At 66.3% G+C, this 25892-nt stretch carries 26 protein-coding genes; 8 read left to right on the forward strand and 18 right to left on the reverse strand.

The features are described 5' to 3' along the window. Window positions 1-117: 117 nt before the first annotated feature. The 10 genes from AC3WLC_RS11465 to AC3WLC_RS11510 form a co-directional block, all read right to left on the reverse strand. Window positions 118-249 carry a hypothetical protein gene (locus AC3WLC_RS11465; RefSeq protein WP_377005934.1) on the reverse strand — a complete coding sequence of 44 codons (132 nt, stop codon included), beginning with the start codon at window positions 247-249 and terminating at the stop codon, window positions 118-120. Between the two features lie 135 nt (window positions 250-384). Next, complete coding sequence (locus AC3WLC_RS11470; RefSeq protein ID WP_346363131.1) at window positions 385-594, reverse strand: hypothetical protein; 210 nt, start codon at window positions 592-594, stop codon at window positions 385-387. Window positions 595-729: 135 nt separating this feature from the next. Continuing rightward, window positions 730-1713, reverse strand: a complete 984-nt coding sequence (locus tag AC3WLC_RS11475; protein WP_493684052.1) for a TAXI family TRAP transporter solute-binding subunit — start codon at window positions 1711-1713, stop codon at window positions 730-732. Between the two features lie 34 nt (window positions 1714-1747). Continuing rightward, window positions 1748-2440 carry an RraA family protein gene (locus AC3WLC_RS11480; protein WP_493684053.1) on the reverse strand — a complete coding sequence of 231 codons (693 nt, stop codon included), beginning with the start codon at window positions 2438-2440 and terminating at the stop codon, window positions 1748-1750. Between the two features lie 8 nt (window positions 2441-2448). After that, the gene (locus AC3WLC_RS11485) at window positions 2449-2844 is read right to left on the reverse strand and encodes a carboxymuconolactone decarboxylase family protein (RefSeq protein ID WP_493684054.1); all 396 of its coding nucleotides are present in this window, start codon (window positions 2842-2844) and stop codon (window positions 2449-2451) included. Beyond that, entirely contained in the window at window positions 2841-4235 is a 1395-nt protein-coding gene (locus tag AC3WLC_RS11490; protein ID WP_493684055.1) for an FAD/NAD(P)-dependent oxidoreductase, read from the reverse strand. The genes AC3WLC_RS11485 and AC3WLC_RS11490 overlap by 4 nt, the downstream gene beginning before the upstream one ends. Next, entirely contained in the window at window positions 4232-4543 is a 312-nt protein-coding gene (locus AC3WLC_RS11495) for a (2Fe-2S)-binding protein (RefSeq protein ID WP_493684056.1), read from the reverse strand. The genes AC3WLC_RS11490 and AC3WLC_RS11495 overlap by 4 nt, the downstream gene beginning before the upstream one ends. Beyond that, window positions 4518-5642: an NAD(P)/FAD-dependent oxidoreductase gene (locus AC3WLC_RS11500; protein WP_493684057.1), complete on the reverse strand. Its 1125-nt coding sequence runs from the start codon at window positions 5640-5642 to the stop codon at window positions 4518-4520. Before AC3WLC_RS11500 ends, AC3WLC_RS11495 begins: the two co-directional genes overlap by 26 nt. 8 nt (window positions 5643-5650) lie before the next feature. Further along, window positions 5651-6373 (reverse strand): aspartate/glutamate racemase family protein, encoded by a 723-nt coding sequence (locus AC3WLC_RS11505; RefSeq protein ID WP_493684058.1) that lies wholly within the window; start codon window positions 6371-6373, stop codon window positions 5651-5653. Beyond that, window positions 6370-8295 carry a TRAP transporter permease gene (locus tag AC3WLC_RS11510; protein WP_493684059.1) on the reverse strand — a complete coding sequence of 642 codons (1926 nt, stop codon included), beginning with the start codon at window positions 8293-8295 and terminating at the stop codon, window positions 6370-6372. Before AC3WLC_RS11510 ends, AC3WLC_RS11505 begins: the two co-directional genes overlap by 4 nt. A gap of 286 nt (window positions 8296-8581) precedes the next feature. Here AC3WLC_RS11510 and AC3WLC_RS11515 point away from each other — a divergent pair, with 286 nt between their 5' ends. Genes AC3WLC_RS11515 through AC3WLC_RS11525 form a run of 3 tightly spaced genes read left to right on the forward strand, consistent with a single transcriptional unit; the run spans window position 8582 to window position 12029 of the window. Beyond that, window positions 8582-9310 carry a GntR family transcriptional regulator gene (locus AC3WLC_RS11515; protein ID WP_493684060.1) on the forward strand — a complete coding sequence of 243 codons (729 nt, stop codon included), beginning with the start codon at window positions 8582-8584 and terminating at the stop codon, window positions 9308-9310. Between the two features lie 17 nt (window positions 9311-9327). Continuing rightward, entirely contained in the window at window positions 9328-11664 is a 2337-nt protein-coding gene (locus tag AC3WLC_RS11520) for a molybdopterin-dependent oxidoreductase (protein WP_493684061.1), read from the forward strand. Between the two features lie 2 nt (window positions 11665-11666). Next, complete coding sequence (locus AC3WLC_RS11525) at window positions 11667-12029, forward strand: RidA family protein (protein WP_493684062.1); 363 nt, start codon at window positions 11667-11669, stop codon at window positions 12027-12029. Between the two features lie 129 nt (window positions 12030-12158). Here AC3WLC_RS11525 and AC3WLC_RS11530 read toward each other — a convergent pair whose 3' ends face one another. From AC3WLC_RS11530 to AC3WLC_RS11560, 7 genes are all read right to left on the reverse strand, one after another. Further along, complete coding sequence (locus AC3WLC_RS11530; protein WP_493684063.1) at window positions 12159-12734, reverse strand: hypothetical protein; 576 nt, start codon at window positions 12732-12734, stop codon at window positions 12159-12161. 8 nt (window positions 12735-12742) lie between these two features. Further along, a complete protein-coding gene (locus tag AC3WLC_RS11535) occupies window positions 12743-13324 on the reverse strand; it encodes a C39 family peptidase (protein WP_493684064.1) in 582 nt (193 codons plus the stop codon). 128 nt (window positions 13325-13452) lie between these two features. Next, window positions 13453-14550: a hypothetical protein gene (locus tag AC3WLC_RS11540; protein ID WP_493684065.1), complete on the reverse strand. Its 1098-nt coding sequence runs from the start codon at window positions 14548-14550 to the stop codon at window positions 13453-13455. Window positions 14551-14658: 108 nt separating this feature from the next. Beyond that, on the reverse strand, window positions 14659-14976 hold the full coding sequence (locus AC3WLC_RS11545; protein WP_493684066.1) for a hypothetical protein: 318 nt from the start codon (window positions 14974-14976) through the stop codon (window positions 14659-14661). 589 nt (window positions 14977-15565) lie between these two features. After that, window positions 15566-16423 (reverse strand): PCC domain-containing protein, encoded by an 858-nt coding sequence (locus AC3WLC_RS11550; protein ID WP_493684067.1) that lies wholly within the window; start codon window positions 16421-16423, stop codon window positions 15566-15568. After that, the gene (locus AC3WLC_RS11555; protein ID WP_493684068.1) at window positions 16420-18060 is read right to left on the reverse strand and encodes an acyl-CoA synthetase; all 1641 of its coding nucleotides are present in this window, start codon (window positions 18058-18060) and stop codon (window positions 16420-16422) included. Before AC3WLC_RS11555 ends, AC3WLC_RS11550 begins: the two co-directional genes overlap by 4 nt. Further along, window positions 18057-18908: an IclR family transcriptional regulator gene (locus AC3WLC_RS11560; RefSeq protein ID WP_493684069.1), complete on the reverse strand. Its 852-nt coding sequence runs from the start codon at window positions 18906-18908 to the stop codon at window positions 18057-18059. Before AC3WLC_RS11560 ends, AC3WLC_RS11555 begins: the two co-directional genes overlap by 4 nt. A 176-nt stretch (window positions 18909-19084) precedes the next feature. On the opposite strand from AC3WLC_RS11560, the gene AC3WLC_RS11565 reads away from it, so the two are divergent. Next, window positions 19085-20995, forward strand: coding sequence for a TRAP transporter large permease (locus AC3WLC_RS11565; RefSeq protein WP_493684070.1), 1911 nt, complete (start codon window positions 19085-19087; stop codon window positions 20993-20995). Between the two features lie 157 nt (window positions 20996-21152). Further along, the gene (locus AC3WLC_RS11570; RefSeq protein ID WP_493684071.1) at window positions 21153-22166 is read left to right on the forward strand and encodes a TRAP transporter substrate-binding protein; all 1014 of its coding nucleotides are present in this window, start codon (window positions 21153-21155) and stop codon (window positions 22164-22166) included. Window positions 22167-22221: 55 nt separating this feature from the next. Here AC3WLC_RS11570 and AC3WLC_RS11575 read toward each other — a convergent pair whose 3' ends face one another. Beyond that, window positions 22222-23403 (reverse strand): hypothetical protein, encoded by a 1182-nt coding sequence (locus AC3WLC_RS11575; protein WP_493684072.1) that lies wholly within the window; start codon window positions 23401-23403, stop codon window positions 22222-22224. A 251-nt stretch (window positions 23404-23654) separates the two neighbouring features. Here AC3WLC_RS11575 and AC3WLC_RS11580 point away from each other — a divergent pair, with 251 nt between their 5' ends. The 3 genes from AC3WLC_RS11580 to AC3WLC_RS11590 all read left to right on the forward strand — a co-directional run bounded on the left by AC3WLC_RS11580 (window position 23655) and on the right by AC3WLC_RS11590 (window position 25841). Next, window positions 23655-23924 (forward strand): hypothetical protein, encoded by a 270-nt coding sequence (locus AC3WLC_RS11580; RefSeq protein ID WP_346363153.1) that lies wholly within the window; start codon window positions 23655-23657, stop codon window positions 23922-23924. Between the two features lie 115 nt (window positions 23925-24039). Next, window positions 24040-25245 carry an acyl-CoA dehydrogenase family protein gene (locus AC3WLC_RS11585; protein ID WP_493684073.1) on the forward strand — a complete coding sequence of 402 codons (1206 nt, stop codon included), beginning with the start codon at window positions 24040-24042 and terminating at the stop codon, window positions 25243-25245. Continuing rightward, window positions 25242-25841: a TetR/AcrR family transcriptional regulator gene (locus AC3WLC_RS11590; RefSeq protein ID WP_493684074.1), complete on the forward strand. Its 600-nt coding sequence runs from the start codon at window positions 25242-25244 to the stop codon at window positions 25839-25841. Before AC3WLC_RS11585 ends, AC3WLC_RS11590 begins: the two co-directional genes overlap by 4 nt. Window positions 25842-25892 lie beyond the last annotated feature (51 nt).

The raw sequence follows: 25892 nt of genomic DNA on the forward strand, positions 1-25892 counted from the left end.
GGGATGAAGCAGCGCCGGGCTCAGCTGTCGTTCGGGCTCCGGGCGCCGCGCGCAAGCAGAAGGTGGGGAGAAACTGGCCGGCGGAGGGCTTCACGCCCTCCGCCCTGCCTTGACTGGCTAGCTCCAGAAGCCTGCCTGGTGGTCACGCGGAGAGAACGCTTCGGTGGCGTCCTGCTGCTGCGCTTCGTGGTTCTCCTCGTGGTCGTGCTCGGTCTCGAGCGCGCACTCACAATCGTGCCGTTCCAGCATGGATCGCTCCTTTCGAAACGTGGGAGGTTGCTTCAGGCACGGGTTAGATATGAACTATTGCTGCATCGCACAAGCAATCTTAGCGGGTGCGGGATAACCGCCAGCGCATGGAACAAAATCGAAAACGCCTCGAGATCAGCTGCTGTCGGCATCCTTCGGGCTGGCGATCGTCGCCGATTGCTGTTCCGCGGCGCGGTCGAGGCAGGCGGCCATCTCCGGCGTGCCCCATTTGAATTTCGAGCATTGCTCGGTGCCGATGGTCAGATTCCTGGCGACGCCGCGCGAGCTGTCGCCCCCGCTGCAGCCGGCGAGAGCGATGGCGATTGCCGCGAGTGCTAAGCGCATGGTTGTCCCTCCTTTCGAAACTGCAAGTCGAGCAGGCGCATGGGGCGATAATTTGATCGGGCCCGCGCATCCCTGCGCGGGCCCGATCATGGGGCGCCATGAGACGGCGCGAAAGGTGCCGGCGGCGATCCCCGCCTATTTCAGGAAGCCGGCCTCGCGAAAGGCCTTCTCGGCGCCCGGATGCAGCGGCACCGGCTGCGTCTTCCAGGCGGTGGCGGGGTCGTAGCGGCCCATGGCCTGGTAGATGTTCGCCAGCCGCGGCTTGTTGGCGATGATCGCCTTGGTCATCGCATAGACGAAATCGTCCGGGAGCTCCGAGGAGACCAGATAGATGTTGCCCATCGAAGAGACCGATATGTCACTGCTCTGCAGCTCCGGGAAGGTGCCGGCGGGGATGGTGCCCTTGGAGTAGCCGAACTTCTCGGTCAGAGCGTTCTGCAGGTCCGCCGGGAAGGCGGCGAACTTCACCTTGCGCCGGCCGTCGACGATCTGGCTCGCCAGGCCCGAGGGGATCTCGCCCGCCGTCCACAGCACGCTGAACTGGTTGTCGTTGAAGCCCTGGATCAATTCGCCATAGGCCGAGATCACGACCTTGCCGCCGCCCGCCCGGATCTTGGTGAAGGAGTTGCCGTAATGCTCGAGCGCCCGCTGCAAGGTCAGGTGCTCGGAGGTCGCGGCCGAAGTCACGCCGATGGTGAGCTTGGGGTCGGCGAGGATCTCGGCGAGCGAGCGCTTCTCCTCCACCGGCACATAGACCATGAAATAGACGTCGACGCCGGTCGAGCCGAGCGTGCGCAGCTTGTCGTGCTTCTGCTTGTAGGGTTCTTCGCCCTTGAGCGCGGCGGCGCTGAGGAAGTCGATGCCCATGCCGATCTGGCTGAGGCCGGCCTGGATGCGGCTCGGATTGTCCTTGCCGCCGCCGGGGACGATGCGGATGTTGACCCCTGGCGTCGCCTCCATGACCAGGGTCGAGACGCCGGTGGTCTGGGTGAACCAGGCGCCGCCCGGCGAGCCGGAGGTCCATTCGAGGTTCTTGCTCTGGGCTGCCGCCGGCAAGGGCGCGGCGACGAGGGCGCCGAAGAGCGCCAGCAGCGATAAACGCGGGAGGAGGCGTGACATCCTGGAGGCTCCGATCAAGGTGAGGGATTGAGGTTCAGGCGGCGTCTTCTGCTTCGAACGCGGTGAGAGTCGTCTCGTCGGCCGGATAGAGCCCGACGAGCTGCGCGCCGGCGGCGACGCGCTTCTGCACCCAGAGCTCGAAGCGGTTCTGCTTCTCGCCGCCGGCGGCGATCGCCTCGGCGAGCTCGGGTGGGATGACGAGGACGCCGTCCTCGTCGGCGACGATCAGGTCGCCGGGCCAGATCGCGGCATCGCCGCAGCCGATCGGCTCGCCCCAGCCGGCGAAGCTGAGCCCGCCGATCGAGGGCGGCGAGGCGGTGCCGCTCGCCCAGATCGGCAGGCCGACCTGGCGCAGTCCCGGCAGGTCGCGAACGACGCCGTCGCTGACGATCGCCTGGACGCCGTTGAGCCGCAGGCGATCGGCGAAGATGTCGCCGACCGTGCCGGCGGCGGGGTTTCCGCGTGCGTCGATCACGACGACGCTGCCGGGCGGCGCCGCATCGATCGCGGCCGGCAGGGCGCCGGGCCAGCCATAGCTCGCCGGCACGGCCTTGTCGTCGCGGGCCGGCACGAAGCGCAAAGTGAAGGCCGGGCCGCAGAGTGCGCCGTTGCCGATCAGCCGGCGCGGCCCGGACAGATAGCTCTGGCGCAAGCCGTGCTTGATCAACTGGCTCGACAGGGTCGGCGTGCCGATCGCGGCGAGGCGGGCCTGGATGTCGTTCGCCATGGCCATGCTCAGTCGAAGGCCGGATCGACCGGCACGCGATAGGCGGTGACGAGGCGGTTGGTCTCGTTGGCCATGCCGATCACCGCGACGAGCTCGGCGAACATCGCCTCGCTCATCCCGGCCTTGCGGGCGGCGGCGGTATGGCTGGCGATGCAATAGGTGCAGTTGTTGGTGACGCTGACGGCGAGATAGACAAGCTCCTTGGTCAGCGGATCGAGCGCGCCCGGCGCCATCACCTCCTTGATGCTCTCCCAGGTCCGCTTCAGCGTCTTGGGATCGCGGGCGAGGTATTTCCAGAAGTCGTTGACATCAGGCAGGTTGCGGCTGCGCTTGATGTCGTCGATCACGGCGCGCGCTTCGGGCGAGGCTTCCTCATAGGAAACCGGCTTCGGCCTGCTGCTCATGCTGCATTCCTCCCTGCTTCGATTGGTCCGGCGATGTCGCCGAGCGTCACCGGTTTCACCGGCATGCGGATGCGCAGATAGCCGATCTCGGCCGGTGAGCGGCCGGTCAGGGCAGACATCGTCTCGGTGACGCTGTGGCCGCACATGCGCCCCTGACAGGGGCCCATCCCGGCGCGCGTGAAGGCCTTGAGCTGGTTAGGTCCCTGGCATTGCTCGGCAACCGCAGCCGCGATCGCCCCGCGCGTCACCTCCTCGCAGCGGCAGACGAGCGTGGCGTCGTCGCCAGGAGCGAGGAATTGCGGCGCCGGCCGGTAGAGCGTTTCGAGGAAGGGGCGGATCGCGCTTTCGCGGCGCAATCTGGCGAAGGCGGTAGCGGCGGCGCACTCGGCCGTGTCGGCCGGCAAGCGGCCAAGATCGGCGCAGGCCGCGAGCGCCGCGATCTCGCCGGTCAGTTCCGCGCAGGCGGCGCCGAGGATGCCGCCGCCATCGCCGGCGATCAGGATGTCGTCGCGGCTCGATCTGCCCCAGCGATCGCGCTCCGGCCGCCAGCAGCGCTGGCTCTCGTCGAAGACATGGCGGCAGCCGAGCGCCATGGCGAGATTGACGTTGGGGATCACGCCCTGGTGCAGGAAGACTGTCTCGGTTGGGATCTCGCCGCGCTGGCTGCCAGCCTGCCAGCGCACGCCCCGGACGGCGCTCTCGCCCTCGATCCGCAGCGCCTCGACATGGCTGACGACCTTGATGCCGGCCCGCCTGATCTCCGCCAGCAGGCCAAGCCCTTTGCGTAGATAGGAAGGCGCCATCAACGCGCCCGGCAGATGGCGTAGCGCCTTTAATCGCGCGCCGCGCGGTGTGGTGTCGAGCAAAGCGGCGACCGGGACGCCGGCGCGCGCATATTGCGCGACGATGAGATAGATCAGCGGCCCGCTGCCGGCGAAGACGGCACCGGGCGCTGCGCTGGCCGCGGTCTTGAGCAGGATCTGGGCGGCGCCGGCGGTCATCACGCCGGGCAGCGTCCAGCCGGGAACCGGGAAGGGCCGTTCCATCGCCCCGCCCGCGACGATGATCCGCTTCGCCTTGAGGCTCTGCGGACCGTCCGGGCCGGTGAGGTCGAGCGTACCCTTCTCCTCCTGCCAGACCAGTGAGCCCGGCCGGTAGTCGGCGCCGCAGGCGAGGAAGCGCTCCGCCAGCGTCCGACCAGCGTGGTAGTCGGGACCGAGCACTGAGGTGGGCAACGGTGCCGGCTCGGTGACGGCCCGAAAGATCTGCCCGCCGGGAGCCGGCTGCTCGTCGATGACAGCGACGGAGATCCCATGCCGGCGCGCGGTGATCGCCGCGGCCATGCCGGCCGGGCCTGCGCCGATGATGACAAGATCGACGGTTCCGCTCATGGCTTGCTCCCGATCGCGGGGAGAAGGGCTGCACCCTGCTGCGGCTCGACGCAGATGCGGGCGCGGACGCGCTCCTGGCAGGCCTGGCGGTTCGGCCGGCCGTCGATGGTGACGAGGCAGTCGAAGCAGACGCCCATCATGCAATAGGCGGCGCGCTCTCGCCCGCCGGCTGGCGTCGTGCGGAACGGTCCGAAGCCTTCGCGCAGCAGCACGGCGGCCAGCGTCTCGCCCTCGGGCGCATTGACCGCGCGACCGGCGAGGACGATGCCGACCAGAGGCCGGTCAGGCTGCGCGAGTTGCTTGAACATGGAAGCGGGCCGGGGAGAAGGGCAGGGCGATATCGTCGGGCAGCGCGCCGGCAGCGATGGCGTCGGCAAGCGGGCCGGCATGGAACGGAGCGAGCGTCACCCCGCTATGGACCGAGGTCAGGAAGACCTCGGGGTGGCTGGTCGAGCGCTGGTAGATCGGCTGCCCGTCCGGGCTCATCACGCGCAGCGCCCCCCAGGCGCGCACTGCCCGGACATCGCGCAGGAAGGGGAAGACGGTGGTGGCGCGCCGCGCCGTGTCCTGCAGAATGGTGCGCGTCGTCGCTTCCTCGAAGCCGGCTTCCTCCGAGGATTCGCCGCAGATCAGCCCGCCATCTTCGGTCTGGCGGATGAAGCTGATGCCGCGCGGCATGAACGGGCGCAGCTTCTCGGTGATCAGGATCTGGCCGCGCACTGGCCGCACCGGCGCCTCCAGCCCGAGCTGCGGCGCCAGGCGAGCGTTGCCGAGACCCGCGGCGAGCACGATCCGGTCGGCATGGTGATCGCCGGCGACGGAGGCGATGCGAAAGCCCCCGGCCTCCGCCGTGATGGTCTCGACGCGGGCACGCGGCAGATAGCGGCCGCCGCGCGTCTGGAAGGCGGCAAGCAGCGCGCGCAGCAGCCGCAGCGGATCGACCATGCCGTCGAGCTTGCAGAAGGTCGCACCCGCGACGCCGTCGCCCAGCATCGGGAAATCGGCGCGCATGTCGGAAAGGCTCGCGCGTGCATAGCCGCTCGGGATCTGCGAGCGCGTCTCGGCCGCCTCCAACTGGCCGGCGCGCTTGTCGAGTTCTTCGGCTGTGAAGCAACAGAAGAAGGCGCCGTCCTGCCGGAAGCGCAGGTCGATACCGGTCTCGTCAGTGAGCTTGGTCGCGAAGTCACGCCAGGCCAAGGCGGCGCGGCGGGTCAGCTCGGCATAGGGCGGGCTCGCCAGTCCCTTGCCCTGCACCCAGACATTGCCGAGATTGCCGCGGGCGGCGCGATGGGCGATGTCGCCCTCGTCATAGAGCGTCACGCTCGCCCCGCCGCGCACGAGGCCGAGCCCGATCGCGGCGCCGACCAGCCCGCCTCCGACGATCGCGATCTCGGACCCTGCCGCCATGGCGCGTCTCAGCGCTCGTCCTGCCGGAAGCGGCGCGGCCGCAATCCAGCATGGAACCAGTTCACCAGAGACACCGCGTCATAGACCGGCACGCCGAACTTCTCGACAATGTCGGCGCTGTAAGGGGTGAGATTGGTGCATTCGGAGACGATCGCGCCAATATTCGGATTTTCGCGCAGCAGCCGGCCGGCCGCTTCCAGCACCTCGGCCCGCAAGGTGTCGAAGGGCACGCTGTTGTCGCCGTCGCGGATCGAGCGGACGAACTCGCTGTCCTGCGGCATGCCGACGACCGGCGTGTCGGCGGCGACGCCGACGCCCTCGAAGTAGCGTCCGCTGAGCGACGCCGCGTTGTAGGTGAGGACGCCGACGCGCTTCGAGGCCGGGATCAGGCGCTCGACCATCGGCACCTGCAGCAGGGCGCTGGTCGCGACCGGCACGGAGCAGAACTCGGCGAGCTCGCGCTGATAGATCGAGAGGAAGCCGCAGGTGGTGGTGATGCCGTCGACGCCGGCGTCGATCAGTTCCTGCGCCGCCGCCTTGAACTTGTCGAGCAGGTCGACATTGTGCAGGTCGGTCATCCGCGCCGGGATCGCGTCATGGACGATGCGGTACTGCACCGGGAAGTTCCAGGTGCCGGCGTGGCCGATATCGCCGAGGAAGCGCTCGAAATAGGAGCGCACCATCAGGATGCCGACGCTCACGCCGTAATAGGTCTTCTTCCGTTCGTTCAACGCAGTTCTCCTTCGGCATGGCTGACCAGCGCCGGCTTGAGTGCGGGCGCGGTGCCGCGCGCGGTCGCGATGCGGCTCATCAGGATGGTGGCGCCGACCAGGGCGATGCCGACGAGCCCGCGCTGCCAGACCGGCACGACATAGGCGAGCGAGCACAGGCTGCCGGCGGTGACATAGGCCAGGCGCAGCCAGGCCGGCAGCGGTCCCCAGGTGTAGCCGGCGAGTCCGGCCGAGATCAGCACCAGCCCGGTCGACAATGCGATCGCGGTCGAGACGATGCTGAACAGCGAGCCCTCGAGGATCAGGCCGGGCTCGTAGATATAGGCCAGGCCGGTGACGAAGCCGCCGAGCGCGAAGCGGCAGGCATACCAGCCGGTCGTCATCGGCGGGGCGCCGGCAATGGTCGCGGCAGCATCGGCTACCGGTGCTACCGGCGGCGAAGCGTCGGCGAGGACGGCGAAGTAGAAGATGAAGAGGTGGATCGCGATTGGCGTCACCCCGTATTCGGCGATGAGCGGCGCGCCGATCGCAGCGGTGATGATGTAGGCCGGTGTGGTCGGGATGCCGACGCCGAGGAAGAGGCAGGTGCCGGCGATCAGGAGGGCAAGCAGCAGCAGCGAGCCGCCGGCGGCTGCCTTGATCATGCCGGTGAAGGCGAGCAGCAGGCCGGTCGCGGTCAGCGCCGCCGTGATGATGCCGGCCGAGGTAACGGCGACCGCGATCATCGAGATCAGGTAGCCGCCATCGCGTAGCGCGATGAACAGCGCACGCGGTCCCATCCGGGTATGACTGCGCAGCGCGGCGATGACGACCGTCGCTATCGTGCTCCAGAACGCCGCGAGATAGGGCGAGAAGCGCATCATCATCATCGTCACCAGCAGCGCGAGCGGTAGGACGAGATGGGCGTCTCGCAGGAGGTCGGACAGGCTGGGCAGCATGTGGCGCGGGATCGCGCCGATGCCGAGCTTCTTCGATTCGTAGTGAACCGCAGCGAGGATGTTGACGTAATAGAGCCCCGCGCCCATCGCCGCCGCGACGATGATCGCCGAATAGGGCACCGCGATCATCTCCGACATGATGAAGGCGGCCGCGCCCATCACCGGCGGCACCAGCGGCCCGCCGACGCTCGCCGCCGATTCGATGCCGGCGGCGAAGACCGGCCGGAAGCCAAGCCGCTTCATCAGCGGGATCGACATCGAGCCGGTGACGACGACATTGGCGACGGATGAGCCGCTCATCGTGCCGAACAGGGCCGATGAGATCACCGCGACCTTGGCCGGCCCGCCGGTGAAGCGCCCGCCGGTGAGGGCGCCGAAATTGCCGAAGAGCCGGCTCATGCCGCTCGCCTGCATCAGCGAGCCGAAGATCAGGAAGGAGGCGACGATGGTCGCGCTCATCACCGTCAGCGAGCCGTAGAGGCCGCTGCCGACCGAGAGGAAGTTGATCTCGGTGATGTGGGCGAAGGTGAGCTCGCGATAATACCAGGCGCCCGGCAGCAGATGGCAGATCGCCATGTAGCCGATCACCGCGACGACGAGGCCGGCGAGCGTGTAGGAGATCGAGCGGCGCGTCGCCTCGACGACGGTCGCGGCCATCACCGTGCCGAGCACATACTGCACCGGCGTCAGCGGGTCGATGAAGCTGGTGCGCTCGTAGATCTGCTCCTGGTTCAGGTAGATGTAGACGTTCGGCACGAAGGCACAGACCGCCAGCACGAGGTCGAGGAGGCTCGGCCGGTCCTTCGGCGAATGCTGGGAGGCGGGGAAGAGCAGGAAGACGGGCGGCACGAACAGCGCCAGATGGATTGCCGCAAGCTCCAGCGGCTCGGGATAGCCGGTGCCGGCGAACCAGAGATGGACCAGCACCGCGGCCACCGACCACAGCCCGAGAAGGACGCCTGGAATTCCCTCTATCCGCCGCATCGTTCGTTGCCCCCGAGCGCAGCCGCCATGCCGGACATGCACCGACTGGAGCTAAGGGGCGGAACGTCGGACTTGACGTGTCCCCGCTTTTGTCGATTGCATACAATAATCAAGACAGCTAAGTTTCGTGTCGTCAATTCTCTTTGACGCGTAATTTTCGGAAAAAATTTCTCCGTACCGAACGGATCGTCCGTTCAGGCGGACAACTCCCGGTTGCCTGGAGAGCGGCTATGATCTGGCAGGGAATCGCGGATGCCGGGAACGGCGCGGGAATGGAGGCGAGAGCGTGACGGTGCCGTTCAGCATGCCGATGCTGGAAGCTTCGGTGCGACGGGTCGCGGCCCAGCCGCTGCCCCAGCAGATCGCCGCCCATCTGCGGGAGCTGATCATCCATGACGAGCTGAAGCCGGGCGAGCGCGTCCGCGAGCAGCCGCTCTCGCTGGAACTCGCCGTGTCGCGGACGCCCTTGCGCGACGCCCTGAAGATCCTCGCGGTCGAGCGGCTCGTCGATCTCCACCCGAACCGCGGAGCGACCGTCGCCAATCCGAGCGTGGCGGAATTGCGCGACCTGCTGCGGGTCTACTCGACGCTGGAGGGCCTGGCTGGCCAGATGGCTTGCGAGCGTGCCGAGCAGGGCGACATCGACGCGGTCCATCGCTGGCAGCAGGAGATGCAAGGCGCCTTCGAGCGGCGTGACAAGCTCGCCTATTTCCGCGCCAACCAGGCTTTCCACCTGCGCATCATCGGCGCCTCGCGCAATGCCTCGCTGATCGAGGTGCACGGCCAGCTCAATCTGCGCCTGCACCGGGTGCGCTATCTCGCGATCATGCAGCAGAAGGACTGGACCTTCGTCAGCAACCAGCACGAGGCGATCATCGAGGCGCTCGACAAGCGCGACGGTGCGCTACTCGGGCGGCTGCTGGTCGAGCATTTCTCCAGCGCCTGGCGGGCGCTTGACCTGCTCGAAATCCAGCAGGCGAACACAGCCGCTGCGCCGGCCGCGGCAGGACTCTAAGGGCGCGGGAGGACGAGATGCTGCCGCAGCCCGAACGACCGACGCTGGCGACGCATTGGGGCACCTACCGGGTGCGGATGGAGGCGGGGCGTCCCGTCGCTCTCGATCCCTTCGAGGCGGATCCCGATCCCTCGCCGATCGCCTCGGCGATGCTGGAAGCGCGTACCGCCCCGGCCCGCATTCTGCGGCCGGCGGTACGGCGCTCCTTCCTGGAACGCGGCCATGCCGCCGGCGGGGAGGGGCGCGGCGGCGAGCCCTTCGTCGAAGTGGGCTGGGACGAGGCGCTGGCGCTGGTCGCAGACGAGCTCGACCGGGTGCGCAGCCGCCATGGCAATGGCGCGATCTATGGCGGTTCCTATGGCTGGGCCAGTGCAGGCCGCTTCCATCATGCGCAGAGCCAGGTCCACCGCTTCCTCAACACGATCGGCGGCTATACGCGCTCGGTCCAGAACTACTCCTTCGCCGCCGCCGACACGATCCTGCCGCATGTGATCGGCGACCGGAAAGGGCTCGCCAGCGGCCACACGCCCTGGCGATTGTTGGCCGGCCACGCCGAGCTGATCGTGATGTTCGGCGGCGCCTCGCCGAAGAATGCGCAGGTCTCCTCCGGCGGACTCAGCCGCCACGCTTTGCGCGAGGGCATCCTGGCCTGCCGCGACCAGGGCGCCGAGCTGGTCTCGATCAGCCCGATCCGCGATGACACCGCGTTGGAAGCCGGCGCGCACTGGTGGGCACCGCGCCCGCAATCCGACGTCGCGCTGATGCTCGGCCTCTGCCACACGCTGCTGAGCGAAGGCCTGCACGACCACGATTTCCTGGCGCGCTGCACCACCGGCTTCGAGAGGATCGAGGCCTATCTGACCGGCGCGGCTGACGGTACGCCGAAGACCGCGGACTGGGCTGCGGCGCTCTGCGAGATCCCGGCCGACGAGATCCGTGCGCTCGCCCGCAGGATGGCGGCGAAGCGGACCTTCATCATGATGTCCTGGTCGCTGCAGCGCGCCGACCATGGCGAGCAGCCCTATTGGATGGCGATCACGCTGGCCGCCATGCTCGGCCAGATCGGTTTGCCCGGTGGCGGCTTCGGCTTCGGCTACGGCTCGGTCAACGGCGTCGGCAACGCCGCGCAGGAGATCACCTGGCCGTCGCTGTCGCAGGGCGAGAATCCGGTCGCCGATTTCATTCCGGTCGCGCGCATCGCCGACATGCTGCTCGATCCCGGCGGCGCCTATGATTTCAACGGCGAACGCCGGAGCTATCCCGACATCAAGCTGGTCTACTGGGCCGGCGGCAACCCGTTCCACCACCATCAGGACCTGAACCGTCTCGTAAGGGCCTGGCAGCGGCCGCAGACGATCATCGTGCATGAGCCCTGGTGGACGGCCACCGCCCGCCATGCCGACATCGTCCTGCCCGTCACCACCCAGCTCGAGCGCAACGACATCGTCTGCGCCAATCGCGACTTGATGCTGGCGGCTTCGCATAAGGCGGTCGAGCCGGCCGGCGAAGCCCGCGACGACTATGCGATCTTCTCCGGCCTTGCCGCGCGGCTCGGCGTCGAGGAGGCCTTCACCGAGGGGCGCGACGAGGAGAGTTGGCTGCGCCAGCTCTACGGGCTGGCGCGCCAGCGCATCGCCGCGGCCAATCTCGACATCCCCGATTTCGACAGCTTCTGGCGCCAGGGCGTGACGCTGCTGCCCGAGCCCGACGTCGTGAAGCCGCTGCTGGCCGATTTCCGGGCCGATCCGCAGCTGCACCGGCTCGCGACGCCGTCCGGGCTGATCGAGCTCTTCTCCGAGCGGATCGCAGGTTTTGGCTACGACGACTGCTTGGGCCACGCCGCCTGGCTGCCCTCGCAGGAATGGCTAGGCGCAGAAGCCGCGGAGCGCTTCCCGCTGCATCTGATCTCGAACCAGCCCGTGACCAAGCTGCACAGCCAGTACGACCATGGCAGCCACGCCCGCGACAGCAAGATCGCCGGGCGCGAGCCAGTGCGCATGCATCCGCAGGATGCCGAGCGCCGCGGCCTGAAGGATGGCGACGTCGTCAGGATCTTCAACGATCGCGGTGCCTGTCTCGCCGGCCTGCGCGTCTCGGACGCGCTACGCCCGGGCGTGGTTCAGCTCTCGACGGGCGCCTGGTTCGATCCGTTCGAGCCCGGCCGGCCCGGAACGCTTGACAAGCATGGCAATCCGAACGTGCTGACGCCCGACCGCGGCACCTCGCGTCTAGGGCAGGGGCCGAGCGCCCATTCCTGCCTCGTCGAGATCGAAGCCTATCGCGGGCCGCTGCCCGAGATCACCAGTCATGTGCCGCCGGCGATCCTGCCGGTGGGCTTGAAACCTGCCGAATGAGGATGGCCGTGTCGACCACCGAGATCCGCCGCATCGATTCCAACGGCCGCCGCAGCCGCGTCGTCGTCCATAACGGCACGCTGCATTTCGCCGGCCAGGTCGCCGACGATTTCAGCGGCGACATCGGCCAGCAGACGAGCGAAGCACTCGCCCGCATCGACAAGCTGCTGGCCGAGGGCGGCAGCGAGCGCCGCAAGGTGCTCAGTGCCACGATCTGGCTCAAGGACATGGCCGACTATGCCGGGATGAACGCGGTCTGGGATCGCTGGATCGATCCGGAGCATGCCCCGGCCCGCTGCTGCGGCGTGGTCGAGATGGCCGATCCCGGGATCAAGGTCGAGATCATCCTGACCGCCGCGCAGTGAGCCCGCGGCGCGTTGCCGCCTCCGCAGTTAGCCGCAAGGCGGGCTCTTCGGCGCGGCATTGAGCGTTCGGCTCGGCTACCGTCTGCGCCCTTGGCCGTCATTATGTCGCGGCCGAGCGGATGCACGCCGTCAGCGGACGAATTTGATGCCGGCCGGCACGGCGAAGAGGGAGGCCGGCTGCGGCCCGACGACAACGTTGCTGTCGCGGATCACCAGCGTGCCTTTCGGATTGCCCTGCTCGTCGGGAATGGTATGCCGGGCCTCGATCAGGACGCCGTCCTTGCGGCAGGTCATCTGCGAAATCTGCTGCTGCTGGCCGTTCACGTCCGCAGTGATGGTGACGAGGACGGTGCCGTCGCCGCGATCCTGCGAGTTCACCTTGATGTCGCGGCGCCGGTTATGGGGCGGAGCGGGAAGCCGCGAGCCGACCTTGGTCTCCGGATTGAACAGCACGGTACCTTGGCCCGGTCCGTTCATGATCTTGACCTCGGGGCCGACCTGACCCGAGCTTTCCTCGCGGAGCTTGCCGCCGGAAATGAAGACCTTGGCCCGCAGGGAAGCGTCGGGGCCGGAAATGCTGCGATCGGCGCTGTAGGAGCCGGGCGCGACCTTGACGCATTCATTGGCGGCTGCGGTGCTGACGAAGGCGACCGCGCCGCACAGCATCAGCACGGCAGGAAATGCGCGAATGTGTCTTGCAATCATGGCTGTCCTCATCGCAGGGCTGGGGGCAGGCGCTCGAAGCCCCGCAGCATGACGTCTCCGACGATTCGCGAGACCGAAGTGCCGTCCCGGACGGCCGACAAGGCGGTGCCCGTCGGCAGGTCGGCCTTCCGCTTCGCGATCGCCAAAGCCTTGCCGGTATATTGTGACCGAAGATCGGCCTGCGTCAGCACGGTCTGGCCAACGATCGAATCGGCCATGTAATAAACCTCGGAGACCGCCCGGCGCAGCACGCTGAAGTGCTGGAACTTGCCCTTGTCGAGGTGCAGGATCACCGGCGCCGCCAACTTCGGCAAATCCTCCAGCGCGATCTCTGCACCGGCAGCCTGGAAACCCAATTTCTTCGCCGCGAAGATCAGATCATCGAAGGAGACGCCGTTGCCTTCGCGATTCTTCCACTGCTCGGCAGTGTAGCGCGAGCGGATGATCTCGAGCGCCTCGATCTCGGTGGTCGGTCGGTTCCAGTAATACGTCAGAATGGTCGCGATCGAAGCGGCGCCGCAGGTGAAGTCGGCGGTCTGGCCGACGACGCCATCGAACCGGCGGTCGAGGAAGGTTTTCGGTCTGCGCACCGAGCTTTCCTGGACCGGAGCCTCCTCGGCTCGTGCCGGAAGGCCTCCTGCGAGCGAGGCGCACAAGGCGCCGCCGCAACTGAGGAAGCGGCGGCGTGTCGGGGCAGGGCGCGGCATGGCTGCCGACCTCAGAAGCGCTTGCGCAGCGACAGCGAGAAGGCGGCGTCCGGTGCGTCGTCGGTAAGACCCAGCGTCACCGCGGGCTCGAGCCAGAAGTCCTGGCCTAGCCGCTGGATCAGCGTGAAGCGGGCTGTCAGGAGTTCGTTGACCGAATTGGCGACGGGTACACCGCCGACCTTCATCCGCTCCGACAGCGCACCATTGAAGGACACGCCGAGCGTGGTGCGTTCCGAGACCGCGAAGCCGAAGCCCATATTATAGGTGATGCGGTAGCCGGGTTCGACCTTGATGTCGTTGAACGTCTTCGGAATGGCATAGTCGGCGCCGATACCGAAGAACAGGATCAGCGGGTCTACGGTCTTGAAGAACTGGAGCGAGCCGCGCGGCACCCAATGGCCGCTCGATTGGTTCAGCGTCAGCGGATCGGTCGGGATCACGCCCTGCCGCAGGTTCTGCAGGTCGTAGGGCGCATCGCCGGTCGGAATCGACAGGCCAAGCGTAAGCGCGGCGCCGGGGTACCACTCGCCTTCGCGCCAGAGATTGGCGGACGCCTGCACCGAGATATCGCTCAGGCCCGAGCTGTTGCGGACGATGGTCTGGTTGAAGGCATTGGTCCGCCGCTGCGAGGCGAAATACGGGATCGACAGCGCGAGCTCGACATCGTTGGCGATGCCATAACGGAACGTCGTGGTCGCGCGGAAGCTGCGGTCATTCTGAACGACACTGGTGGCACGCCCATAATCGAAGCCCTGCGAGACCTCGAACTTATTGCTCTGCAGGGTCGGGATGTTGTCGCGCGCCAGGAATGCCTCCTGGGCGACGGTGCTTTTTTGCTGGCCGGGCGGTTGCTGCGCGCCGCCCTGGGAGCCCTCGCTTGCCGGAGCGCTCGCCGCTGCCTGCTGCCGCTCGGCCCCGCGATCCCGCGATCCGGCCGGCTTGGCTTTTTCGCGCTTGCTGACCTCGCCTTCGAGCAGTTTCAGGCGCGCCTCCAGTTGCTGGATACGTCGCTCGAGCAGTTCTTCCTTCGATTGGGCGAAGGCAGAAACGCTGGCGGTCACTAGAACCGCCAGCGACACTCCGGCTGTACGCGCCGCAGAGCGCGTCATGCTGATTGAAGTCCTACGCAACAATCCTAATCCCTATCCACCGGGCAGGCCGGAACCGAATGCAACAAGCCGGATCAGCCGAAGCGATCCGGCCTGTCGGTGGGGTTATCAGGAATTGTAGTACTGATAGTAATAGGCGTTGTAAAGATACTGAGTCGCGTAATAAGAATAGGAATAAGCAGTGTAGTAATAGTTCGCATTCGAGTAAACATAGCCATAATACGCATAATAATTGGCGTAATATGAATAGTAGTAGCCGTAGTAGCCATAGTAATCAGCGTAGTAGCCCTTGCCGACGACCTTCTTGTTGGCGTCGGAGGTCAATACCTTGGCGCTGGCGTTGCCGAAAATCTGCGCGGTGTCGGCAGCGGCAGGGGCGGCGCTGAACGCAAGCGCCGCGGCGGAGGCGAGCAATAACTTCTTCATCGAGGGTCCCCTTGCTGTCACGACAGGCGAGAATGGTTCCACCTTGCGCTAACTGGGTACATTGCTGACGTTGCGGTGTCAAGCAATGAATCTGCAGAAAGAAAGAATTCAGTGATTGTATTGCGTTATATGATGGCGGAAGTGCTATAAAAATTTAATTTACCGAAGTTTTATGGATTAAAAATTAAATTACCAATAATTAATTTGACGTTCAGTGTATTATGCAAGGGTAAATTGACCGAGATATTACTGATCGCAACGATATTTTCTCTAGGTAAGGAATAGAATAAATTTTCTCTTGTCTTTGAATTTGAATTCTTTCTATCCTTTGAGCTGTATCTCTGTATAACCTGCTTTGCCAAGTGCGCGCGAGGCGGGTCGGCCTGGCGGATCGTGCCGAGCCGTCCTCATCTCTCCGGCGTCGCGGTTCGCGCGGACCAGCCGGCCGCGCCCCTGCGAGGGGCGGAGCTCAGTTGGAATGAGACTACAAGCTCGGCCCGGCGGGTCGTCATGTCCAGCAGGGAGATTCGGTCTCGCGAGGCCCGAAGCGATCGGGCTGCATCGCCGCTCTCCCGAGGAAAGGAGGCCGCTACTGCGCCTCCAGCACCAGTTCCAGCGTCATCAGCACCGGATTGTCGCCGCGCTTGAGAGCGCCCTGGGCCATCCCGCCGGTATAGTCGACCAGGGCGATGGCGAGCGCTGCTTCCGGCCTGCCGTCGGCGCCGGGCCCGACATGGCCGGCCGTGATCGCGATCTCGGTGGCGAAGGGTTCGACCGAGCGACCGTCGGCAAAGCGCGCGCCGATGGTCGAGCCGACGCCGCCATGGATGACGGCATGAGCGATGCCGCGCTCGGCGCAGAAAGTTTCCAGCGCGGTGAAGACGTCACGGTTCGGCCGCAGCCGCAGCACGAAGAAGCGTCCGTTCGCATCCGCGCCGTTGCTCGGCCGCTGTGCCGGCATGAACAGCTTGAAATTGGTCTCCGGGTCATGGCCGGCGACGAAGCCGGCGCCATCCAAGCCGACCGCATCGACGCTGATCGGCTCGGCCAGGAAGCTCTGGTCCGGCAGCATATGGCCGCCATTGTTCCGGCCGTCCGCCTCGCGCCAGAGCGCATGGCCATGGAAGAACGGGGCGCCGTCGCGTTCGCCGAAGGTCAGCGCGCCCGTTTCGATCCGGGTCACGCCGTCAGGCCTGAAGGTCTCGCTGTAGAAGGCGGCATGCTCCGGTGTCTGCGACAGCGCCGGCATGACATAGGCGAAGGGGGCGAGGCTGAGCCCGGCCGGCAGGCGCAGCACGCCGCTGGAGAAGCCCTGCGCCGCGAAGGCCTCGGCGATCGCGTCGAGCAGCAGGCCGGGTTTCAGTTCCAGCGTGAGCTTGCGGCCGCGCGCCTCGATCCACTGGATGCGCTCCGGCTCGGCGGGACCAGGCTGCTGGATCGTCCTCACGCCGAGGCTCCCGGCGCGCGGACGAAATCGAGCAGGCCGCGCTTCTCCAGCTCGTCGCGGACGAGGCGCTTTGGCACCTTGCCATAGCCGGATTTCGGCAGTTCCTCGAAAAAGAAGAACCGCTTCGGCATCTTGTAGCGCGGGATCTTCTCGGCGAGGTAGCTCGCCAGCTCGCTCTCGTCGACGTGGCTGCGCGCAACGCAGACGGCGATGCCGATCTCGCCCCAGACCGCATCGGGCACGCCGAGCACGGCGGCTTCCGCGATCGCCGGATGGGTCAGGATCTTCTCCTCGATCTCGCGCGGATAGATGTTCGAGCCGCCGGAGATGTACATGTCCGAGGCGCGGCCGGTGATGTAGACAAAGCCCTCTTCGTCCATATGGCCGAGATCGCCGGTGCGGAACCAGCCATTGCGGAAGGATTTCGCATTGGCTTCCGGGTTCTCGTAATAGCCGGCGAAGACAGCCGGGCCGATCACGCAGATCTCGCCGGTCTCGAAGGGTTTCAGCTCGACGCCCTCGTCGTTCTGGATCGAGACCTGGATGCCGGTGCGCTCGACGCCGCAGCTGCCGATCCGCGCCGCCGGACCGTCTTCCTCCTCGTGCAGATAGGTCGGCAGCACCGTGATGTTGCCGGTGACCTCGCCGAGCCCGAAATACTGGACCAGCACCTTGCCGAGCTTGGCCAGCGCCGTCTTCTGGTCCTCGCGATACATCGGCGCGCCGGCATAGATGACATGGCGCAGCGAGGAGTGATCGTGCTGGTCGACGGCCGGATGCTCGACCAGCATCTTCAGGATGGTCGGCACGGTGAAGATGTTGGTGACCCGGTATTTCGCGATCAGCCGAAAGGCCTCGTCGATGTCGAAACGCTCGGTCGGCAGCAGGATCGAAGGCGCGCCGCGAGCCGAGAGCACGAGCTGGTGCACGCCGGCGCCATGCGAGAGCGGTGCGACGACCAGCGAAGCGTCCCGTTCTGTCGAGCCCGGCACGAGATCGGCGAGATGGTTGGTGATAACGAAGCCCATCTGGCCATGGGTCAGCACGGCGGCCTTGGAGCGGCCGGTCGTACCGGAGGTGAAGAAGAACCAGCAAGGGTCGTCGCGGTCGACGACGGCGTCGGGGGCGCGGCTGCCCTGGTGCGCTGCGATCGCCTCGGTCAGCGATGTCTCGCCGAAGCTACCGGCGCCGATCCGCCAGGTGAACGCGAGCGCCTTGCTCTCCTTGGCGACCGCTGCGGCATGGTCGGGGAAGTCGCCATGGCAGAGGAAGCCCGTGGCGCCCGAGGAGACTGCGAGGTAGGCGACCTCGTCCGGCATCAGCCGGAAATTGGTCGGCACCCAGACTGCGCCCAGCCGAAAGGCGGCGAACATCGAGACGAACATCTCGTCGCAATTCTTCGAGTGGACGAGGATGCGGTCGCCCTTGCCGATGCCGCGCGTGGCCAGCGCATCGCAGAGCGCATGCGTCGCCGCATCGAGCTGCCTCCACGTCCATTGCCGCTCGCCCCAGATCAGCCCGGGCCGGTCGCCGAAGCGGCGGGCATTGCGCGTCAGGAAATGCGCGAGGTTCATCACCCGCGTCGTGACGGGCGTCAGCCCGCCCGCCGGGCCGGTCTTCGCTGCGCTCGTCGTCATGGCGTCGTCTCCGCTGTCCTGATCTCGTCTTGCGCCGGCTTGCCCTGCCGCCGGCCGAGCATGGCGGCGATCCTGGTCTCGATCTGCCGCGCCTCGTGACGCAGCAGGGCGGCGAGCTCCTCCTGCCGCTGCGGCTGCATGCGCGAGTCGATCGCAGCGATGCTCAGTGCCCCGGCGACGCGCCCGTCGGGGTAGCGCACGCCGACGCCGATGCCCCAGGAGTTGGCGACGATCCGGCCGGGATTGAGCGCGAAGCCCTGCGCCCTGGCGAGGGAGATGTCGGTGATCAGCTGCGCCGGCGAATAGGCCGGATAGCGTGCCGCAAGCACGGTGCGGTTGGCCTCGATCATTGCCGTGGATTCGGTGTCCGGCATCAGCGCCAGCATGGCGAGCGAGCCGGCGCCGACGCCGAGCGGGTGCTGGTCGCCGGCCTGCAAAGCGTGGGTGCGCACCGGCCAGGTGCCTTCCTCGCGATGCAGGCAGATGGCGAAGCGGTCACGCCGGATCGAGAAGAAGCTGGTGTCTTGCGTCGTGTCCGAGAGCGCATGCAGGCTCGCCATGGCGAGGTCGAGCAGGCCATGGCGCTGGCCCGAGAGCAGGCCGAGCACGAAGGCCTCCTCGCCGAGATGGTAGCGCCGCGTGCGCGCTTCCTGCTCGACCAGGCCGGCCCGCATCAGCGCCAGCAATAGGCGCCGGACGGTTGGCTTGTTCAGCCCGCTCTCCCCAACGATCTCGCTAAGAGGTAGGCCGGATGCGCTCTCGCGGCCGACGAGCGCCAGCAGTCGCAAGGCGCGGTCGACGCTTTGCGAGCCTGACAGATCGGGCGTCGGCATGATCTCGGGCTGCATGTCCTCTGCCGTTTTGGGTCCATGATGCGGACCTCTTATCTGCTTTAAAGGTGTAGATGGCAGGGCCGGCGATTGCAACAGCAGTCGATCCGTGTATGTTCCAGCCCGAACGAGCGAGCTAAATCGCCATAATATGGACCCGCCAAATCAGCGGGTGGATGGGAGGAGCGGCCCTGATGGCCGAAGCAAGCACAAGCGCAGCCGCAGGCGCGCATGCCAGCGCAAATTCTAGCGATGGCGTCGCCGCGGTTCTGGAGAGCCTCGACCACGCCCCCAAGCGTGTCGGCTCGGCGCTGGTGCGCCCGCTCGAAGTCGTCGCCGCATTGCTGCTCGTCGCCATCGTCACCTTGCTGCTCGCCGGGGTGACCTCGCGCTATCTCCTGTCGATCCCGGTGGTCTGGATCGATGAGGCCGCCTCGATCTGCTTCCTCTGGCTTGCCATGCTCGGCGCTGCGATCGCGATCGACCGCAACGAGCATCTGCGCCTGACGCTCTTCGTCGGCATGCTGCCGGAGCGTCTGCGCGGCCTGGCCCACGCCTTTGGCCTGCTCGCGGTCGCGACCTTCCTCGCGGTGATGACCTGGCCGGCGATCGAGTATGTCATCGAGGAATCCTACGTCACCTCGGCGGCGCTCAACATTCCCTCGAGCTATCGCGTCTCGGCCATCGCCTTCGGCATTGTCGCAATGCTGGCGCTGGTGCTGACCTATGCCGTCAGGACCTGCACCCCGCGCGACCTCGTCATCGCAGCCGTGGTGATCGGCCTCGTCGCGGCTGCCTTCTTCCTGCTGACGCCAGTGTTCAAGACGCTGGGCTACGTCAACATTGCCATCTTCCTGCTCGGCGTCGTCGGCCTCTGCCTCGTTGCCGGCGTGCCGATCGCCTTCTGCTTCGGATTGGGCGCGCTCTGCTTCCTCTCCTTCAGCACCAGCGTGCCGATCTTCGTGATGATCGGGCGCATGGACGAGGGCATGTCGAGCCTGATCCTGCTCTCGGTGCCGATCTTCGTGCTGCTAGGCTGCGTGCTCGACTCCACCGGCATGGGCAAGGCGATCGTCGACTTCCTCGCCTCGCTGCTGGGCCATGTCCGCGCCGGCATGTCCTATGTGCTGCTCGGCTCGCTCTTCCTGGTCTCGGGCATCTCCGGCTCCAAGGTCTCCGACATGGCGACGGTGGCGCCGGCCCTGTTCCCGGAGATGAAGCGGCGCGGCTACCAGCCCAAGGAACTGATCGCGCTGCTTTCGACCGGCGCCGCCATGGCCGAGACCGTGCCGCCCTCGATCGTGCTGATCGTGCTCGGCTCGGTCGCCGGCGTCTCGATTGCCGGGCTCTTCACCAATGGCCTCGTCGTCGCGACCGTGCTGCTGCTGGTGCTCGCGATCCTGGCGCGCTGGAAGGCCCGCGGCGAGATGCTGAAGGGCGTGCGCCGCGCCCCGTTCGCGACGATCTGGAAGACGGCGCTAATCGCGGCACCCGCGCTCGTCCTGCCCTTCCTGATCCGCAGCGCGGTGGGCGGCGGCGTCGCCACCGCGACCGAGGTCTCGACCATCGCCGTGCTCTACGCGCTGATCGTCGGCGCTGTCCTCTATGGCGGCATCAGCTGGCGCACCTTCTACGGCATGCTGGTCGAGACCGCGGCGCTCTCGGGCGCGATCCTGATGATCTTGGGCACTGCCTCGGCGATGGCCTGGGCGCTGACCCAGACCGGCTTCGCCCGAGACCTCGCCACCGCGATGTCGCATCTGCCCGGCGGCTGGATCAGCTTCATGGCGGTGACGGTCGTGGTCTTCATGATCCTCGGCTGCGTGCTCGAGGGCCTGCCGGCGATCGTGCTGATGGCGCCGCTGATGTTCCCGATCGCCAAGAGCCTCGGCATCAACGACATCCACTATTCGATGGTGGTGGTCACCGCGATGAATATCGGCCTGATGACGCCACCGATCGGCATCGGCTTCTACATCGCCTGCAAGATCGGCAATGTCGAACCGGATGAGGCGATGGGCGCGATCTGGCCTTATCTCGTCGCGCTGCTCGCCGGTCTCGCGATCATCGCCTATGTCCCGTCCTTCTCGACGATGTTCCTGTGATCGCGATGCTGCACGCCTCGTCATGCCGTCATTGCGAGGAGGCCCTGCCGACGAAGCAATCCAGGAGGATTGCGCGAGACCTTATAGATTGCTTCGCTTTGCTCGCAATGACGACGAAACCTGATCGCCGATAACAAACGCCCTCGGAGGAAAGACCATGTCCATCTCACGCCGCACGATCCTGCAGGGCGCGACCGCCGCCGCCACGGTCGGCACCTTCTCGGTCGCCCGCGCCCAGACGCCGGAGTTCACCTACAAATACGCCAACAACCTGCCGCTGGCGCATCCGATGAACGTGCGCGCCGCCGAGGCGATGGAGAAGATCAAGGCCGAGACCAATGGCCGCGTCGTCATCCAGATCTTCCCGAACAACCAGCTCGGCTCCGACACCGACATGCTGAACCAGGTCCGCTCCGGCGGCGTCGAGTTCTTCACGCTGTCGCCGCTGATCCTGTCGACGCTGGTGCCGAACGCTTCGGTCAGCGGCATCGGCTTCGCCTTCCCGGACTATGACTCCGTCTGGAAGGCGATGGACGGCGAGCTCGGGACTTACGTCCGTGGCCAGATCGCCAAGGCCAACCTGCACGTCCTCGACAAGATCTGGGATAACGGCTTTCGCCAGATGACCTCGTCCAAGGGCCCGATCGCCAGCCCGGCCGACCTCAAGGGCTTCAAGATCCGCGTGCCGGTCTCGCCGCTCTGGACCTCGATGTTCAAGGCCTTCGACTCGGCCCCGGCCAGCATCAACTTCGCCGAGGTCTACACCGCCCTGCAGACCAAGATCGTCGACGGCCAGGAGAACCCGCTCGCGATTATCGCGACCGCCAAGCTGTTCGAGGTGCAGAAGTACCTCTCGCTGACCAACCACATGTGGGACGGCTTCTGGTTCCTGGCCAATCGCCGCGCCTGGGAGCGGCTGCCGCAGGACCTGCGGACGATCGTCGCCAAGAACATCGACGCCGCCGCTTTGCTGGAGCGCGCCGACGTCGCCAAGCTCAATGCCGGTCTGCAGGCCGAGCTGACCTCGAAGGGCATGGTCATCAACCAGACCAAGGCGGACGAATTCCGCGCCGCGCTGCAGAAGGCCGGCTTCTACGGCGAGTGGAAGGGCAAATACGGCGACGAGGCCTGGGCGATCCTGGAGAAGGCGGTCGGCGGCAAGCTGGCCTGATCAAGCCCAGTTTCGATAGACGGCTGCGGCGCGCCTCGGGCGCGCCGCAAGCGTTTCACCCGCCCTTCTTCGCCGCCTTGCCCGGCTCGCTGAAGTCGAATTGCTTCTGCAGGCCGAGCTGGACGACGAAGGCCGGCACGGCCTCCAGCCCGGTATCCTTGGTCTTGCGCCAGGCCGCCGAGGCGGTCGCGGTCATGCCGTTGCCGAGGCCGCGCGCATAGTCGAGGCCGATGCTGGACGTCCGTGTCGTCGCGTCGAGCCCGAGATAATCCTCCAGCTTCTGCCGGACCGTCAGGCTCAGCGCATTGGTGTCGTTGAAGCGGGCGGTGAGCTTGCCCTCGTGCTGTGTCACGAGGTTGATCACCGCGAAGGGCAGGGTGGTGTCCTCGACAGTGCGACCCGATGACAGGTCGAGCGTCAGCCATTCATAGGGAACGCGGAGCTTGGCGGTATAGAGCAGCTTCTTCTCGTTCTCGAATTCCTTGTCCGGGAAGATGACCTGCAGCGGCGAGAGCGAGGCCTCGAAGCTCGCCCCCTTTAACGCCGTCGAGACGAACAGATTGGGCTGCAGCCGGTAGTTGTCGCGGCGCATGCCGAGATAATCGAGACCGTTGGTGAAGCGCGTGCTCGACGTCGTGAAGGAGACGCCGATCTCGGTCTCGCCCTGGCGCCAGGCGATGCCCGGCGTGATGCCGAGCGTGGCGAGATTCTCGTCCTGCGGCAGGAAATCGCCATTGGCGAAGACATTGCGCTCATTCAGCGCCGCAAGCCGGGCCTCGGCATTGGCGAAGAGTCTGATGGAGCCGAGGCTGAGATTGAGCCGTTCGCGCCAGGTCAGCGCATTGCGCCGTCGTGACCAGGTCTGCTCGTTCTCGATCGCGAGCGAGGACTGCAGGGTGAGGTTCTCGCCGATTCCGGTGACGTGCTTCAGCGTCAGCGCATGTGAGCGGCTGGCGGCGAGCTGGCGCGGATCGTATTGGGTATCGACCAGCAGCAGGTCGAGCCCGTAGCCATCCTGCGCCGTGCCGCGCAGATAGTTCCAGCTCGCGAAGCCGGTCAGCGTCGGGCTGCCCTTCTCGCCCTTGCTGTTGGTCGGGCTGGAGTCGAAGCCGCCACGCAGTCCGATCACCGCATTTGAGAGCAAGGTCTCGGCTGCGGTCTCTCCAGCAGCGGCAGGGACGACACTGATCAAGACGCAAAACAGCGCGAAGACTGAACTGACAGGACGCATGGACATCACCCCTCTCAGTCGAGGATAGGTGATCATGCCTAATGTCTCGTTAATACAGGCAAGTTTTCGAATGTAATCATAAGAATAGATCTACTGTAATATATATTTATCTACGCGATAGCCGTGGTTGTATTCGGATGCTGCGCGATTAACGCTAGCAAGTATGGTTAACAATGCGTTCAGATTGCAACAAGAGATAAATACAACCAAAACGTGTATATCGCTTCGATTCCCGAAGCGGAAGCAGGGAGAGAAAGATGAAATACGCGTTTGTTCTTGCCTCGATCGCCGCCTTCTCGGTCAGCCCCGCCTTCGCCGGCGGTCATGGCGGTTCCGGCAAAGGTGGCGGCCTTCTCGGCGGTCTGGTCACCACGGTGGCCTCGGTCACGACCGCGGTCTCCAACGTCAAGGTGCTCAACAACGTCTCGGTGCTGAGCGGCAACGGCATCCTCAACGGCAACAAGGTCAGCGTCGGCCGCGGCGGCATCGGGATCGGCAATGGCGGGCATGGCTGCGGCTGCAACTGATCCCAGGATGTGACCAGCCGGTGATCGCCCGGCGCGGAGGAAGAGGGGCCTCGCAGCCCCTCTTTTCACGTGCGGCGCAGAAAGTTGCCTACCTGCCGGGCGGTAGGTTAAGCTGATGCGGAAGGCAGCGGAGATGATGGCGGCGATGGACGATTTCGATGCGGTCGGCAGCGGCACGCTGCGCTCGCCCTATTTCGGCGAGGAACACGAGGCGCTGCGCGACCAGTTGCGCCGCTTCGTCACGAACGAGGTCAAGCCGCACGGGCTCGCCTGGGAGGAGGCCGGCATGGTGCCGCGGCAGGTGCTGGCCCGCATGGGCGAGCTCGGCTTCCTCGGCATCCGCTACCCCGCCGAATATGGCGGCTCCGAGCTCGACACGCTCGCGACCGTGGTGCTGGCCGAGGAGCTTGGCCGCTCGACCTTCTCGGGTTTCGCCATCACCGCGCTGGTCCATACCGACATGGCCTCGGTCCATGTCTTCAATGCAGGCAGCAAGGCACAGCGCGATCGCTGGATGCCCGATATCGTCGCCGGCAAGGTGATCTGCGCCATCGCCGTCACCGAGCCCGATGCCGGCTCGGATGTGAAGGGCATCCGCACCACAGCCCGGCGTGAGGGCGATTCCTATGTGCTGAACGGCGCCAAGATGTTCATCACCAACGGCGTCCATGCCGATCTCTATTGCGTCGCCGCCAAGACCGATCCGTCGGGCAAGCCCTCGCAGTCGGTCTCGATGTTCCTGGTCGAGAAGGGCACGCCTGGCTTCCGTGTCAGCCGCGCCCTCGACAAGCATGGCTGGCGCTCCTCCGATGCGGCCGAGCTCGTCTTCGAGGAGTGCCGAATTCCCGCGGAGAACCTCCTCGGCGGCGAAGGCCGCGGCTTCTATGCGATCATGCGCAATTTCCAGAATGAGCGCACCGTGATCGGCGCGATGGCGATGGGCGAGGCGCAGGCGGCGATCGAGTTGACGGTCGACTACGTCCGCACGCGCACGGCCTTCGGCGCCCCGCTCTGGCAGAAGCAGGCGATCCGCCAGAAGCTCGCCATGCTTTCCGCCAAGGTCGAGGCCGGCCGCCAGCTCGTGCACCACGCCGCCTGGCTCGACGCCAAGGGCTTCGACGCGACGCGCGAGGTCTCGATGGTCAAGGCCTATTGCGGCGAGCTGGTCAACGAAGTCATGTATGCCTGCGTCCAGTTTCATGGCGGCATGGGCTTCATGCGCGAGAGCGCGATCGAGCGCATGGCCCGCGACGCCCGCGTCCAGGCGATCGGCGGCGGCGCCACCGAGGTCATGCTCGAAGAGGTGGCGAAGCGGCTGTGACGGTCGTGACCGGACGGGCGGAAAGGGCGGAGCTGGAGGGCGGCGCACGCCGCCTGATCCTCGACCATGCTGCGCGCCTGCTGCGCAGCAATGGCTATCACCAGACCAGCCTGCGCGAGATCGCCGAGGCGGTCGGCATCCGCAAGGCCAGCCTCTACCATCATTTCCGTTCCAAGGAGGAGATCGTCGAGGCGGTCGTCAATGACGGCGTCCGCCTGGTTCATCAGGCGGTGCTGCATGCCCTGGAGGTTGCGGGCGAGGCGACGCCGCGTCAGCGGCTCAAGGCAGCGATCACTGCGCACCTTGCCGCCCTGCACGGCCATTCCGACTACACCAGCGCCAGCATCAAGGTCTTCAGCTTCGGCGAGAACCCGACGCCGGAAAGCGTGCGCAGCACCCGCCGCGCCTATGACGATCTCTGGCGAAAGTTGGTCGAGGAGCTCGCCGGGGCGGGCGCGCTCACGCCCGGCATCGCGCCGGAACGGCTGCGGCTTTTCCTGCTCGGGGCGATGAACGGCTCGGTCGACTGGTATCGCGAAGGGCGTTTCGACATCCCGCAACTTGCCGGCGAGCTTTCGGCGCTGGTCGCGCCTTAGGCGTTGGTCGCCGCCCCGCCTTAACCTGCCCTTGACTCGTGCCGAACAAGG

The sequence above is a fragment of the Allobosea sp. GW821-FHT03A12 genome (genome assembly GCF_058986765.1).